Origin of the sequence: Enterobacter sp. PGRG2 (assembly GCF_030291195.1) — a bacterium.
Lineage (GTDB): Bacteria > Pseudomonadota > Gammaproteobacteria > Enterobacterales > Enterobacteriaceae > Enterobacter_D.
In genome coordinates, this window is the sequence record NZ_CP127837.1 from 2,341,372 (window position 1) to 2,355,068 (window position 13,697).

Here is a 13,697-nt window from a genome sequence, read left to right on the forward strand (position 1 = left end):
GGGAGAGGTTATGAAAACCATTAAAGGACCGGGTATTTTCCTGTCGCAGTTTATTGGCAGCGACGCGCCATTTAACACGCTGGACGGCCTCGCGGCCTGGGCGGCGGAGCGCGGTTATAAAGCGCTGCAAATTCCCTGCCACCATCCGGCGATTTTTGACGTCGCGCAGGCGGCGGAAAGCCAGGCCTACTGTGACGATATTATCGCAAGGCTGGCGGGCCACGGGCTGGTCATCAGCGAACTCTCTACCCATCTGGAAGGACAGCTGATCGCTGTGCATCCCGCGTACGATGCGGCCTTTGACGGTTTCGCCCCGCCGGAGGTGCGCGGCAACCCCGCGGCGCGTCAGGCGTGGGCAGTGGAGAAGCTTGAGCAGGCGGCGCGGGCGTCACAGCGGCTTGGTTTAACGGCGCACGCCACCTTTTCCGGCGCGCTGGCCTGGCCCTATTTCTATCCCTGGCCGCCGCACAACGCGCAACTGCTGGAGGAAGCCTTTCATGAACTGGCCGCCCGCTGGCGTCCGATCTTCGATGTTTTTGATCGCCACGGGGTTAACGTCTGCTTTGAGATCCATCCGGGGGAAGATCTGCACGACGGCGCGACCTTTGAGCGCTTTCTTGAGTTAGTGGATCATCACCCGCGCTGCAATATGCTGTTCGATCCGAGCCATCTGCTGCTACAGCACATCGATTATCTGGCGTTTATCGATCGCTATCATGCGCGTATTAAAGCCTTTCACGTTAAGGATGCGGAGTTCCGCAGCAACGGGCGCAGCGGCGTCTACGGCGGCTATCAACCGTGGATCGACCGCGCCGGACGCTTTCGCTCGCCGGGCGACGGGCAGATCGACTTCGGGGCGATTTTCAGCAAGCTGACGCAGTACGGCTACGACGGCTGGGCGGTACTGGAGTGGGAGTGCTGCCTGAAAACAGGCGACGCGGGTGCGCGGGAAGGCAGCGAGTTTATCCGCCGTCATATCATTCCGGTGGCGGATCGCGCCTTTGATGATTTCGCCGCCAGCGCGTCGGATCGCGCCAGCGTGCGCAGGATGCTGGGACTGGGAGACGCCTCATGATCAGGGTCGGTATCATCGGCAGCGGTTTTATCGGCCCGGCGCATATCGAAGCCCTGCGCCGTCCGGGCTTCGTTGAGGTGGTGGCGCTGTGCGACAGCTCGCTGGCGGCGGCGCAGGAGAAAGCGGCGGCGCTGAACGTGCCGCATGCCTACGGCACGGTGGCGGATTTTCTGGCGCATCCGGGGCTGGACGTGGTGCACAACTGCACGCCCAATCATCTGCATGCGGACATTAACCGGCAGATCCTGCGCGCCGGGAAGCATGTCTTTTCCGAAAAACCGCTCTGCATGACGCCGGAAGAAGCCCGCGAACTGGTGGCGCTGGCGCAGGCGGCGGGCGTGGTGCATGGCGTCAGCTTCGTTTACCGCCAGTTTGCGATGGTGCAGCAGGCGGCGAGTATGCAGCGCCACGGGCAGACGGGGCGGCTGTTCTCGGTGTACGGCAGCTATTTGCAGGACTGGATGCTGCTGGAAACCGACTATAACTGGCGGGTGGACGCGGCGAAGGGCGGCCTCTCCCGCGCGGTGGCGGATATTGGTTCCCACTGGTGCGACACGGTGCAGTTTGTCACCGGGCGGCGCATCACCGAGGTAATGGCAGATCTGGCGATCGTCTGGCCAACGCGTAAAGCGCGCACCGACGGCGGGGCGACCTTCAGCCAGGGGGATGAGGCCGCGCAGTATGAGGATCAACCGGTGACCACCGAAGATGGCGGCGCGGTGCTGCTGCGTTTTGACGACGGCAGCAAAGGTTGTTTCAGCGTCTCGCAGGTCAGCGCCGGACGCAAAAATCGCCTCAGCTTTGAGCTGAACGGCAGCGCCTGCTCGCTGGCCTGGGATCAGGAAGTGCCGCAGCAGTTGTGGATAGGTCATCGTAACCAGCCTAATCAGATCCTCACCGACGATCCGGGCCTGATGGCGCGGGACGCCGCCGCCAGCGCCCACTTTCCCGGCGGACATATCGAAGGCTGGCCGGACGCCTTTAAAAATATGATGCTGCACTTTTACCAGGCGGTGCGCGCCGGAAAAATGCCTGACGCCGGGACGGCCGCGTTCGCTACTTTTGAAGACGGCGCGAACGTGATGTTTATCATTGATGCGATTATAAAAAGCCACCAGCAGCAGCGCTGGATCCGCGTGGCATCCTGAACCACAGCCCGGTTCGCCGGGCAGCAATTTTGTGATAGCCTGCAAACATTGCATTGCGTCAACCGCAGGATGTGTCCTCGTTATGTCAATTCAGAAAATCGCCCGGCTGGCGGGCGTTTCCGTCGCCACGGTGTCGCGCGTGCTCAACAACAGCGACTCCGTGAAAGCGAAAAACCGCGAACGGGTGCTGGCGGCTATTCAGGAAAGCAATTATCAGCCCAACCTGCTGGCCCGTCAGCTGCGCACCGCGCGCAGCTATATGATCCTCGTGCTGGTTTCCAATATCGCCAACCCCTTTTGCGCGGAAGTGGTGAAGGGCATTGAAGGAGAAGCCGAAAAAAACGGCTACCGCATTCTGCTGTGTAATTCCGGCTCTGACGTGGCGCGTTCCACCTCGGCGCTGAAATTGCTCTCCGGCAAAATCGTTGACGGCATAATCACCATGGACGCCTTCAGCAAATTGCCGGAACTGACCGCCATGATTGGCCAGGCCCCCTGGGTGCAGTGCGCCGAATACGCCGATTCCGGCAACGTCTCCTGCGTCGGCATTAACGACGTTGACGCCGCCCAGCACGTGATCGGGAAACTGGTGGCCGGTGGACGCCAGCGCATTGCGCTGATCAACCACGATCTCAGCTATAAATATGCCCGGCTGCGCGAGCGCGGCTATAAAACCGGACTGCATCAGGCCAGGCTGGACTATAACGCCGTGGAATATGCCAGCGAACTGAGCTTTCGCGCGGGCGTTGCGGCGATGGAAAAACTGTTGCAGGGCGACGTGCGCCCGGACGCGGTCTTTGCGGTATCGGACACCCTGGCGGCAGGGGCGATGCTGGCAATTGCTAACGCCGGGCTGAAAACGCCGGAAGATATCGCGGTCGTCGGCTTTGACGGCACGGCGCTGGCGGAGATGGTTTCGCCGCCGCTCAGCACCGTTGAGCAGCCTTCTCAGGACATTGGCCGCACCGCGGTCGGGTTACTGCTGAATAAAATTGATAACCCGGACGCGCCCGCCCAGCGGGTGATGATGGACTGGCACTATATTTCTCGCCTCAGCGCGTAGTTTTTTAAGGGAGTGTTACCGGTGAACCGGCAACGACAAGCTGATCTTTTTCTCGTCCTGACCACCATGATCGCCGCCTGCGGCTGGATCTTCTCCCGTGAAGCCATTGCCGGGATGCCGGTATTCGCTTTCCTTGCGCTGCGTTTTTGCGGCGGCGCGCTGGTACTGCTGCCGTTCTGCCGCGGCCAGCGCATTGCCCGTACCCAGCTGAAGCCGGTGATCATCAGCGGTTTATGGATGGCGCTCAACCTGTGCCTGTGGATCTGGTCAGTGTCGGTGACGCCATCGCTGGGGGAGGGGGCGTTTATTATGAGCCTCTCCATGCTGTTCGTGCCGCTGGTGGCCTGGGGTATGATGGGCGTGCGCCCGGCGCGGGCCTACTGGGAGTGCCTGCCGCTGGCGATTATCGGGCTGGCGCTGTTAAGCCTGCACGTGCCCATCACCTTTCACGCCAGCCAGGGCTGGTTTTTACTCACCGCCTTTGTGCAGTCGATCTCTTTTTGCTACACCAGTCGCGTCGCCCGCGACGTGCCGCTGATCCCGCTCACCACCGCGCAGCTGGCCATCACCGGCCTGAGCGCGCTGTTGATCTCCGCGCTGTTTGAGCCCTGGACGCAGGGCATCAGCCTCAGCACCTTTGGCTGGCTGATCGCCAGTATTTTCATCGCCACTGCGCTGCGCTTTGGCCTGCAATTGCAGGGGCAAAAACACGCCGCCGTCGCCAGCGCCGCCATCATTATGGTGCTGGAGCCGCTGCTGACGGTGATCGCCGCCTCGGTGTGGTACGGCGAACGGCTGCCGCTGCAGAAGATCATCGGCGGCGTGCTGATCCTGGTGGCGCAAATCTGGTTCCGCTGGCGGATGGTAAAACGGCTGCCTGCGTAGGGTTACTGTTTGTCGGTGCAGACCGGCATCAGGTGCTGACGACCGCAGACCGCTGCCGTCGCCAGCGCCAGCATCATCACCACTTCCACGGCGAGAAAGCCGCTCAGCGCCGACGAATAATTTCCCTGGCTGCGCGCCAGCAGATGCAGGAACAGACCCCCTAACACCGCCGGGCCAAGGCCGAGCGTCGCCTGTTGCAGCGTGCTGAGAATGGCGCTGCCCGCTCCGGCATCACGGGCGGCGATATCCCGCATCCCGATACGATAAAAGCTGTTCACAATTAACGCCTGTCCGTAGCCAATCAGCGCCGTGGACGGGGCCAGCGCCAGCGCGCCCACCACCCGGCCGGAGGCGGTCAGCGTGGCGATCAGCGCCAGCAGGCCGAGCACCTGAATGGCGATGCCGGTCAGCAAAATGGTGCTGGTGGCGTGGCGGGCAATCAGTCTGGGGGCATAGCAGGCGGAAACAAAATAGGCGACGCCGAGGGCGATAAAACTGTTTCCCGACTGCCACGGCGCCATGCCCATACCCGCCTGCATCGTCAGCGCCATACAGAACATAAAGCCGGACCAGGCGCTGAAAAACAGCAGGGCGATAAGAATACCGAAACGGATGCTGGCGAGCTTCAGCAGGCGTGGCGGCAGCAACGGTTGCAGGCCACGCTGTTGCTGGCGCGCGGCATCGCTGCGCATCCACAGCGCCAGCGGGATCACCGCCAGCAGCGCCGCCGTTGTCGGCCACGGCCAGTGCAGTTCCGGGCCGAGGGCCAGCGGGAACAGCAGACAGCAGAGGATCAGCGCCAGCAGCAGCGTGCCGCGCCAGTCGATACGTGACGGCGCATCGCTGCGGGTTTCCGGCACGTAACGAGGCGTCATCGCCAGTACCAGCAGACAGATCGGCACGTTAATGAAAAAGGCATTCCGCCAGCCCAGCCCGGCGATATCCGCCGACACCAGCCAGCCGCCGCCCATCTGCCCGATGATAAAGGCGATGCCGCCAATGCCGCCGTACAGGCTGATGGCTTTCGCCCGCGCGCTGCCCGACAGCGTAACGTGCAGGGTAGCGAGAATTTGCGGCACGATCAGCGCCGCGCCCATGCCCTGCAACGTGCGGGCAGCCAGCAGCGCGCCAACCGAGTTCGCCATGCCGCACAGCAGCGAGGCGAGGCCAAAAGCCGCCACGCCCCACATAAATACCCGGCGACGACCAAGGTTGTCGCCGAGCTTACTGCCCATCGCCAGACAGACCGCAAAGGCCACGCCGTACAGGGCGACGATCAGCTCCAGCTGGGTGGCGCTGGTATGCAGCGAGCCGGTAATGGAATCAAGGGCCACATTGGTAATTGAGGTGTCGATCAGCGGTAACATTTGTCCGGTCAGCAGGACGATCAGCGCCGCCCGACCCGGCGAAACAGCAGAGGTATGCATGGTAACTCCATTGCGTCATTCATCAGATGGACGTAGCATCGCGGAATCATTAAACGGGTACCAGTTCTTGCTTATACTGGTACTGGTACTACCACGCTGGGGATGATTATGACGATGCTGGTTGACCGGGCGGCGACGCTGACCATTCAGGATGAGAACCGCAAACAGCTTGGCGCGTTCTTACGTGCGCGGCGGGAAAGCCTTGATCCGCAGCGTCTGGGACTGCCGCGCAGCGGGCGGCGGCGCACGCCAGGCCTGCGACGCGAAGAGGTGGCGATGCTCGCCGATGTCGGCGTCACCTGGTACACCTGGCTTGAGCAGGGGCGGGAGGTGAATCCCTCGGCAACGGTAATGCAGGCCATTGCCACTGCGCTGCAATGTTCCCCCACCGAAACCCGGCATCTGTTTGTGCTGGCTGGCTTAACGCCTGGTGAAATCCCGCCGTTGTCCGGCTGCGAACTGATCAGCGACGGCACGCGCCGACTGCTCGACAGTCTCAATCCGCAGCCCGCCAGCATCCAGCGCCCGAGCTTTGACATCGTGGCGTGGAACGACAGCTTTAGCCGTCTGATGGGCGTTGATTTCGCGCAGATCCCCGATGATGAGCGCAACTGTATCTATCTGTATCTCACCAATCCCGTCTGGCGCAGCCGCCTGGGAGTGAGTGATACCGTGTTGCAGACCTTTGTGGCCTATTTCCGCGCGGCGATGGCGGAACACCGGGGCGAGCCGTTCTGGGAGAATAAACTGGCGCGCTTTTTTGCCGTCTCGCCGGAATTCGAGGCGCTGTGGCATAAACGCTATGAGGTGTCTGGCGTAGAAAATAAAATAAAAACCTTCAGCCATCCGCAACTGGGGGAATTCACCTTGCAGCAGATGTACTGGTATTCCGCGCCGCGTAACGGCTCGCGGCTGCTGGTTTATCTGCCGGTCGATGCGGCGGGAGAGCAGGCGCTGGCATTTCTGGCGCGCGGCTAAGCAGCGGCAGTATTATTCCGGGCGAATACGCTGACGCGCTTTTTTCGGCAGGCGGTCCACCACCAGATGCCAGGCGTCGAGGACCAGATCTTCCACCAGTCCTTCGCTGATATCCTCGCCCGCGTAGACTGAGATCCAGTGTTTTTTATTCAGATGCCAGCCCGGCTCAATGCTCGGGTAGATCTGCCGGTTGAGCAGCGATTTTTGCGGATCGGCTTTCACGCTGACCAGCGGACGCCCGCGGGCGGTGGCGGTCATCATGAAAATCTTACCGTTGACCTTAAAGACGTCGATGTCAGGACCAAAGGGCCAGCAGTGCTCGGTAAAGGGGAGTTCCAGCGCCACGCGATGCGCGCAGGCCTGAAGTGTTTTGCTGTCCATTATTCGTCCTCAATGGACAGGGCGCGCCACATCGCTTCAAAGCCGTGGGCTTTAATATCCACTGCGCGCGCGGGCTGGCGGCTGGCGAACTCCATGGTGGTTTCCGCCAGCGATAAAAACAGCGCATCGCCGAAGGCGCGAAATTCTTCCGTCATAAATACCGGCAACAATGAACGGCGACACAGCTGACGCAGTTCCGGGAACATGTCTTCCACGATTTGCAGCGTTTCGGGGGTGATCTTTTCGCTGACGGCGAGCTGGCGGATCGCCCCATGGCCGTTGAGATTACAAATGCCCCAGTCGATATAGCGATTCCAGATATGGCGGGTAAAACGCTTTGGATCGCTCTCCGAACGGTCGAGATCCGCCAGCATTGCCTGGCAGAGATCGCTTTTCAGATGCACATAGAGGGCGTTTAAGAGGTCGTCTTTCGTGGCGAAGTAGCGAAACAGGGTGCCTTCCGCCACGCCCGCTTTACGGGCAATGAGCGCGGTGGACGCCGTGATGCCGGATTGCGCAATAGCTTCTGTCGCTGCATCCAGCAGGGCCTGCTTCTTATCTTCACTTTTCGGACGAGCCACTACAGATTTCCTCACATTGGGCAAAAACGCTGATTGAATCATGCCAGACGCGATGTCGCAACGCTCTGTGTCAAAGATCGAAAATCGACTTGACGACTTTCGATGCCTTTCTATAATGAGTGCTTACTCACTCATAATCAAGTTTGCACTTATCGTTCCAGCGGACAGGAGCGATTTTTTTTGAGCCAGGATATGAAACGACTCCTTTTCAGCGTGGTTATTGTCATGTTAGTCGCAGCAACGGCCAGTTTACCTTTTGTCCTGAATGCGGGCTTCGGCCAGCCGCCGCAGGGCGCACAGCTTACTGAAGTGGAAAAATCGCCGCACTATCGTGACGGTCAGTTTCATAACGCGCTGCCCACGCCGGGTTTTACCGGTAAGAAAAATATGCTGGCGGCGTGGTGGGAGTTTCTGGTTACCAAACGCGAGAACGCCCGTCCGGCGCAGCCGCTGCCGATGGTGAACACCGATCTGGCGAGCCTGCCGTTGCAGGAAGACACCGTCGTCTGGCTGGGGCACTCATCCTGGTACATGCAGCTGGCGGGCAAACGTATTCTCATCGACCCGGTGTTCAGCAATTACGCCGCGCCGTTTTCCTTTATCAATAAAGCCTTTGCCGGGGAGTATCCGTGGCGGGCAGAGACGATGCCGGACATCGATCTGCTGATCATCTCCCATGACCATTACGATCACCTCGATCACGCCACCATCACCGCGCTGCTGCCGAAAGTGAAGCGGGTGGTGACGCCGCTTGGCGTGGGGTCGCACCTGCGCTACTGGGGTATGGATCCGGCGATCATCACGGAAGCTGACTGGAACCAGGCGGTGCACATCAGCGACGATTTACGCGTGCACGTGCTCCCGGCGCGGCATTTCTCCGGGCGCGGCCTGAAGCGCAATCAGACGCTGTGGGCCAGCTTTATGCTGGAAACCCCGGCGCGCAAGGTTTACTACAGCGGCGACACCGGCTACGGCCCGCATTTCAGGGCGATAGGCGAGCAGTTCGGCAGCGTCGATCTGGCGATCCTTGAGAACGGTCAGTACGACGAAGACTGGAAATACATTCATATGATGCCGGAAGAAACCGCGCAGGCTGCCGTTGATCTGCATGCCCGCGCCGTTTTACCCGGTCACGCCGGACGCTTTGTGCTGGCAAAACACACCTGGGACGACCCGTACAAACGTCTGGCCGCGGCCAGTGAGAACCGGGATTACCGGTTGCTTACGCCGCGCCTGGGCGAACCTGTACATGCCGCCGACGCGCTACAGCAGTTCAGCGCCTGGTGGCGGTAATCCATCCTGATATAACTTTCGAAGAGCAGAGGGGGAGAAAAATGACTATTTCCGCTCAGGTTATCGACACTATCGTCGAGTGGATCGACGACAATCTGCATCAGCCTTTGCGGATTGATGACATCGCCCGCCACGCAGGTTACTCAAAGTGGCACCTGCAACGCCTGTTTATGCATTACAAGGGTGAAAGTCTGGGGCGTTATATTCGGGAACGTAAACTGCGGCTGGCCGCGCGGGATCTGCGCGACACCGATCAGAAGGTTTACGATATTTGCCTGAAATATGGCTTTGATTCACAGCAGACCTTTACGCGAATTTTTACCCGCACTTTCCATCAGCCGCCGGGAGCCTATCGCCGCGAGAATCACGGCGTCGCGCATTAAGATCCAGAGCAGGGGCTGGGCTTAGACCCAGTCCCTGACCTGAATAAATTCACTCAGTGCCGCTTCCGGGCTACCGGTTTCCGGCTGATAGTTATATTCCCACGCCACCTGCGGCGGCAGCGACATCAGGATCGATTCGGTGCGCCCGCCGGTTTGCAGGCCAAACAGCGTTCCGCGATCCCACACCAGATTAAATTCCACATAACGCCCGCGACGGTACAACTGAAAAGCGCGCTCGCGCTCGCCGAACGGCAGCGATTTGCGTTTTTCGACAATCGGCAGATAGGCGCGGGTATAACCTTCGCCCACCGCCTGCATAAAAGCAAAGCACTGCGCAAAGTCCGGGGTATTCAGATCGTCAAAGAACAGCCCGCCGATGCCGCGCTGCTCGTTGCGGTGTTTTAAGAAAAAATAGTCGTCGCACCATTTTTTGTAGCGCGGGTAGACGTCTTCGCCAAACGGCAGGCAGAGATCCCGGGCGGTACGGTGCCAGTGCACGGCGTCTTCTGCAAAACCGTAAAACGGCGTCAGATCAAAACCGCCGCCAAACCACCATACCGGATCGGCGCCGGGCTTTTCGGCAATGAAAAAGCGCACGTTGGCATGGCTGGTGGGCACATACGGGTTATGTGGATGCACCACCAGCGAGACGCCCATCGCCTCAAAAGAGCGTCCGGCCAGCTCCGGGCGGTGGGCGGTGGCCGAGGCGGGCATAGCCGCACCATAAACGTGGGAAAAATTCACGCCCGCCTGCTCAAACACGCCGCCGTTGCGTAACACGCGGGTACGCCCGCCGCCACCGGCTTCGCGCTGCCAGTTATCTTCCAGAAAGTCTGCGCCGTCGACGGCGGAAAGCTGCTGACAGATCTCGTCCTGTAATTGCAGCAGGAAGGCTTTTACCAGGTTAGCGTCAGGTGTGGTCATTAACGTTTTCTCGAATGCGCTTTCTGGTTATCGAACCAGTTGAAGTAACTGATGACGCCTGACGCAATGGCGCTGGCGATCTTCTCACGGAAGGCGGCGGTGCCGAGCAATTTTTCTTCCGCCGGATTGGTGATGAATGACGTCTCCACCAGCACCGAGGGCACGGAGGGCGATTTCAGCACCACAAACGCCGCCTGTTCCGTGTGCTTACTGTGCAGACGGTGCACCGGTTTAATCTGCTTCAGAATATGCGAGCCCAGCGTCAGGCTGTTTTTGATGGTGTCGGTCTGCACCAGGTCGAATAGCACCTGCTGCAAAAGGTGATCTTTATCGGTGGCTTTTTTACCGGCCAGCTCGTCAACGGCGTTCTCGCGCTCCGACAGGTATTTCGCCATCGCGCTACTGGCCCCCCGGTTGGAGAGGGCAAACACCGACGCACCCGCGGCGCTGGGATTGGTAAAACCGTCCGCATGGATCGACATAAACAGATCCGCGCCGTGCTTATGGGCAATCTCCACACGATCGTAGAGCGGGATAAAAGTGTCCCCGGTGCGCGTCAGACGGGCATCGATGCCTTTACTGCGCAGAATGGAACGCACGTTTTTGGCGATCGCCAGCACCACATGTTTCTCTTTCGAGCCGTTACCGCCAATCGCACCGGTATCAATACCGCCATGACCGGGATCCAGTACCACGACACGGCGTGCGCCGCTTTTTTTCGCCTTCGGCTGGCTATGACTGTTGGCAACCTTCAGCGACGCTTCTTCTTTGGCGAGGGCTTTTGACATGCCGGACAGCGTAAGAACGGCCAGACCGGCTTTGAGCACCTGGCGACGCGAGGTGAGTGTTTTTAAGGGTTTGAATGTGTTCATACGGCCTGAACTGTAAAAAAGGGGTCCGTGGTGTTATATCGTATCGTGTTATCCGTTACGACACTCGTTGTTAAGAATTGTTTTACTTTTCATTTCAATACGTGACAGAGTCCTATTATGCCATTTTTTCGCGCTGACTTCGCCGGATATTGGTTTCCCCGGCACTTCACGCCATAATCAACGTTTTAGCCTGAAAAGAGTAGGTCAAACCATGGAGATACGCGTATTTCGCCAGGCCGATTTCGAAGAAGTCATTACCCTGTGGGAGCGTTGTGAACTCCTGCGCCCGTGGAACGATCCGGAAATGGATATCGAACGTAAGGTAAATCATGACGTCAGCCTGTTTCTGGTGGCGGAAGTGAACGGGGAAGTGGTGGGTACCGTAATGGGTGGCTACGACGGGCATCGCGGTTCGGCCTACTATCTTGGCGTGCATCCGGAATATCGCGGGCGCGGCATCGCCAATGCGCTGCTCAATCGTCTTGAGAAAAAGCTGATTGCCCGCGGCTGCCCGAAAATCCAGATCATGGTGCGTGAAGATAACGACGTGGTGCTCGGCATGTATGAACGTCTGGGCTACGAGCACGCCGACGTGCTCAATCTGGGCAAGCGCCTGATTGAAGATGAAGAATATTGAGTTTTTACCCGCCGATTTTGACCAGCACGGACGCTTACGCCTGCCCCTGATGCTCTGGTGCGTGCTGTTATTACAGGCGCGCACCTGGGTGCTGTTTGTCATGGCGGGGGCATCGCGCGAGCAGGGCAGCGCGCTGCTGAGCCTGTTTTATCCGGACCACGATCTGTTCTGGTGGGGGCTGTTACCGGGTCTTCCGGCAGTGCTGACGTTTTTGTTCAGCGGGCGTCGTCAGCACTATCCGCGCTTGTGGCCGCTGTTGCGTGGCCTGTTGATCCTGGCGCAACTGGCGCTGCTGGTCTGGCAACCGCTGCTGTGGCTGACGGGCGAGGACATCACCGGCACGGGATTAACCCTGCTTGCGATCGACAGTTTTGCCCTCTGGTGGTTGCTCACCGACCGCCGTCTGCGCGCCTGCTTCACGCCGGAGGCGTAATCACGGCACTTTTTGCCGTTCTGGTACTCCAACTGGCGTTAACTGAAATAAAAAGGAAGTCATCATGAAATCGCTGCGTTTACTGTTATGCGCTACGCCACTGCTGCTTACCGGCTGCTCCACGCTCAGCAACGTTAACTGGTCGGCGGCGAATCCGTGGAACTGGTTCGGCTCGTCACTGGAAGTCACCAAAGAGGGCGTCGGCGATCTGACGGGCAGCACGGCGCTCAACGAAGAGGCCATCAACGCGGCGCTGGGCGGAGATTATCGCCTGCGCAGCGGCATGAAAACCGAAAACGGCGCCATTGTGCGTTATTTCGAAGCGCTGAAAGGCGACGAACTGGCGATGGTGATCCAGGGCGAGCAGGGGACGGTCAGCCGTATCGACGTGCTGGACAAAGATATTGAAACCGCCAGCGGTACCGCCATCGGCACGCCTTTTGGCGATCTCTATGACAAAGCCTATGGCAACTGTGAAAAAGCCACCGGCGACGACAGCAACGCCGTAGAATGCCGGGCGAAAGAGAGCCAGCACATCAGTTATCTGTTCAGCGGAAACTGGAGCGGCCCGGAAAACCTGATGCCTGCCGATGACGCCCTGAAAAACTGGACGCTGACGAAAATTATCTGGCGTCGCTAATTTGCGGCGGATCATCTGTCCCTGAGAAAAAACGGGTACAATACGCCCATCAATGCCACGGTCGCGTGGCATCTTTTTTTCAGGAGCGATCGATGTCTCAGGTACAGAGCGGCATTTTGCCGGAACATTGCCGTGCGGCAATATGGATGGAAGCGAACGTCAGGGGCGACATCAACGCCCTGCGCGCAGGCAGTAAAATTTTTGCCGATAAACTGGCCACCTTTCAGGCGGCGTACCCGGACGCCGCCCTCGGCGCGGTGGTGGCCTTCGGGCATAACGTCTGGCGCGAGCTGAGCGGCGGCGTGGGCGCAGCCGAACTGAAAGATTTCGTGCCTTACGGTAAAGGGCTGGCCCCCGCGACCCAGTACGACGTGCTGATCCACATTTTATCCCTGCGTCATGATATTAACTTCTCCGTCGCCCAGGCGGCGCTGGAAGCCTTCGGCGATGCGCTGGAGGTGAAAGAAGAAGTGCACGGTTTCCGCTGGGTGGAAGATCGCGATCTGAGCGGGTTTGTCGACGGCACCGAAAACCCGGCGGGCGTGGAAACGCGCACTGAGGTGGCGGTGATCAAAGACGGCGTGGACGCGGGCGGCAGCTATGTATTTGTGCAGCGCTGGGAGCATAACCTGAAACAGCTCAATCGCATGAGCGTGCCGGATCAGGAGATGATGATTGGCCGTACAAAAGTCGCCAATGAAGAGATCGACGGCGATGCGCGCCCGGTCACCTCGCATCTTTCCCGCGTCGATCTGAAAGAAAACGGCAAGGGGCTGAAAATCGTCCGTCAGAGCCTGCCTTACGGTAAAGCCAGCGGCACCCACGGTCTTTACTTCTGCGCCTATTGCGCCCGCCTGTATAACATCGAACAGCAGTTGCTGAGCATGTTTGGCGACACCGATGGCAAGCGCGACGCCATGCTGCGCTTCACCCGTCCGGTCACCGGCGGCTACTACTTTGCGCCGTCGCTGTCGCGG

At 59.5% G+C, this 13,697-nt stretch carries 16 protein-coding genes; 11 read left to right on the forward strand and 5 right to left on the reverse strand.

Annotated elements, in window-relative coordinates; all coding sequences use genetic code 11:
* Window positions 1-10 precede the first annotated feature (10 nt).
* From QRD42_RS10155 to QRD42_RS10170, 4 genes are all read left to right on the forward strand, one after another.
* Window positions 11-1,075, forward strand: coding sequence for a sugar phosphate isomerase/epimerase family protein (locus tag QRD42_RS10155; protein WP_321987024.1), 1,065 nt, complete (start codon window positions 11-13; stop codon window positions 1,073-1,075).
* Window positions 1,072-2,223 carry a Gfo/Idh/MocA family protein gene (locus tag QRD42_RS10160; protein WP_321987025.1) on the forward strand — a complete coding sequence of 384 codons (1,152 nt, stop codon included), beginning with the start codon at window positions 1,072-1,074 and terminating at the stop codon, window positions 2,221-2,223. The genes QRD42_RS10155 and QRD42_RS10160 overlap by 4 nt, the downstream gene beginning before the upstream one ends.
* An 82-nt stretch (window positions 2,224-2,305) precedes the next feature.
* A complete protein-coding gene (locus tag QRD42_RS10165) occupies window positions 2,306-3,286 on the forward strand; it encodes a LacI family DNA-binding transcriptional regulator (protein ID WP_321987026.1) in 981 nt (326 codons plus the stop codon).
* Window positions 3,287-3,307: 21 nt separating this feature from the next.
* Window positions 3,308-4,171 (forward strand): DMT family transporter, encoded by an 864-nt coding sequence (locus tag QRD42_RS10170; protein ID WP_321987028.1) that lies wholly within the window; start codon window positions 3,308-3,310, stop codon window positions 4,169-4,171.
* A gap of 2 nt (window positions 4,172-4,173) precedes the next feature.
* Here the strand turns inward: QRD42_RS10170 and QRD42_RS10175 are convergent, their stop codons facing one another.
* On the reverse strand, window positions 4,174-5,598 hold the full coding sequence (locus tag QRD42_RS10175; RefSeq protein WP_321987029.1) for an MFS transporter: 1,425 nt from the start codon (window positions 5,596-5,598) through the stop codon (window positions 4,174-4,176).
* 108 nt (window positions 5,599-5,706) lie between these two features.
* On the opposite strand from QRD42_RS10175, the gene QRD42_RS10180 reads away from it, so the two are divergent.
* A complete protein-coding gene (locus QRD42_RS10180; RefSeq protein ID WP_321987030.1) occupies window positions 5,707-6,576 on the forward strand; it encodes a helix-turn-helix transcriptional regulator in 870 nt (289 codons plus the stop codon).
* 12 nt (window positions 6,577-6,588) lie between these two features.
* On the opposite strand, the gene QRD42_RS10185 is transcribed toward QRD42_RS10180, so the two are convergent.
* Complete coding sequence (locus QRD42_RS10185; RefSeq protein WP_321987031.1) at window positions 6,589-6,957, reverse strand: MmcQ/YjbR family DNA-binding protein; 369 nt, start codon at window positions 6,955-6,957, stop codon at window positions 6,589-6,591.
* Window positions 6,957-7,538 (reverse strand): TetR/AcrR family transcriptional regulator, encoded by a 582-nt coding sequence (locus tag QRD42_RS10190; RefSeq protein ID WP_321987032.1) that lies wholly within the window; start codon window positions 7,536-7,538, stop codon window positions 6,957-6,959. The genes QRD42_RS10185 and QRD42_RS10190 overlap by 1 nt, the downstream gene beginning before the upstream one ends.
* A gap of 192 nt (window positions 7,539-7,730) precedes the next feature.
* Here QRD42_RS10190 and QRD42_RS10195 point away from each other — a divergent pair, with 192 nt between their 5' ends.
* Entirely contained in the window at window positions 7,731-8,831 is a 1,101-nt protein-coding gene (locus tag QRD42_RS10195; protein WP_321987033.1) for an MBL fold metallo-hydrolase, read from the forward strand.
* Between the two features lie 41 nt (window positions 8,832-8,872).
* Entirely contained in the window at window positions 8,873-9,214 is a 342-nt protein-coding gene (locus QRD42_RS10200) for a RamA family antibiotic efflux transcriptional regulator (RefSeq protein ID WP_321987034.1), read from the forward strand.
* 21 nt (window positions 9,215-9,235) lie between these two features.
* Here QRD42_RS10200 and hemF read toward each other — a convergent pair whose 3' ends face one another.
* Entirely contained in the window at window positions 9,236-10,138 is a 903-nt protein-coding gene (hemF, locus tag QRD42_RS10205) for an oxygen-dependent coproporphyrinogen oxidase (RefSeq protein ID WP_321987036.1), read from the reverse strand.
* Entirely contained in the window at window positions 10,138-11,010 is an 873-nt protein-coding gene (gene amiA, locus QRD42_RS10210) for an N-acetylmuramoyl-L-alanine amidase AmiA (RefSeq protein ID WP_321987037.1), read from the reverse strand. Before amiA ends, hemF begins: the two co-directional genes overlap by 1 nt.
* A 211-nt stretch (window positions 11,011-11,221) precedes the next feature.
* Here amiA and QRD42_RS10215 point away from each other — a divergent pair, with 211 nt between their 5' ends.
* The 4 genes from QRD42_RS10215 to QRD42_RS10230 all read left to right on the forward strand — a co-directional run.
* The gene (locus QRD42_RS10215; RefSeq protein WP_072567657.1) at window positions 11,222-11,647 is read left to right on the forward strand and encodes a GNAT family acetyltransferase; all 426 of its coding nucleotides are present in this window, start codon (window positions 11,222-11,224) and stop codon (window positions 11,645-11,647) included.
* Window positions 11,634-12,080: a DUF2919 domain-containing protein gene (locus tag QRD42_RS10220; protein WP_072567658.1), complete on the forward strand. Its 447-nt coding sequence runs from the start codon at window positions 11,634-11,636 to the stop codon at window positions 12,078-12,080. The genes QRD42_RS10215 and QRD42_RS10220 overlap by 14 nt, the downstream gene beginning before the upstream one ends.
* Window positions 12,081-12,144: 64 nt before the next feature.
* Complete coding sequence (locus QRD42_RS10225; RefSeq protein WP_318363314.1) at window positions 12,145-12,720, forward strand: RpoE-regulated lipoprotein; 576 nt, start codon at window positions 12,145-12,147, stop codon at window positions 12,718-12,720.
* 92 nt (window positions 12,721-12,812) lie between these two features.
* Window positions 12,813-13,697: Dyp-type peroxidase (locus QRD42_RS10230; RefSeq protein ID WP_321987038.1), on the forward strand; the 885-nt coding region annotated here is incomplete at its 3' end.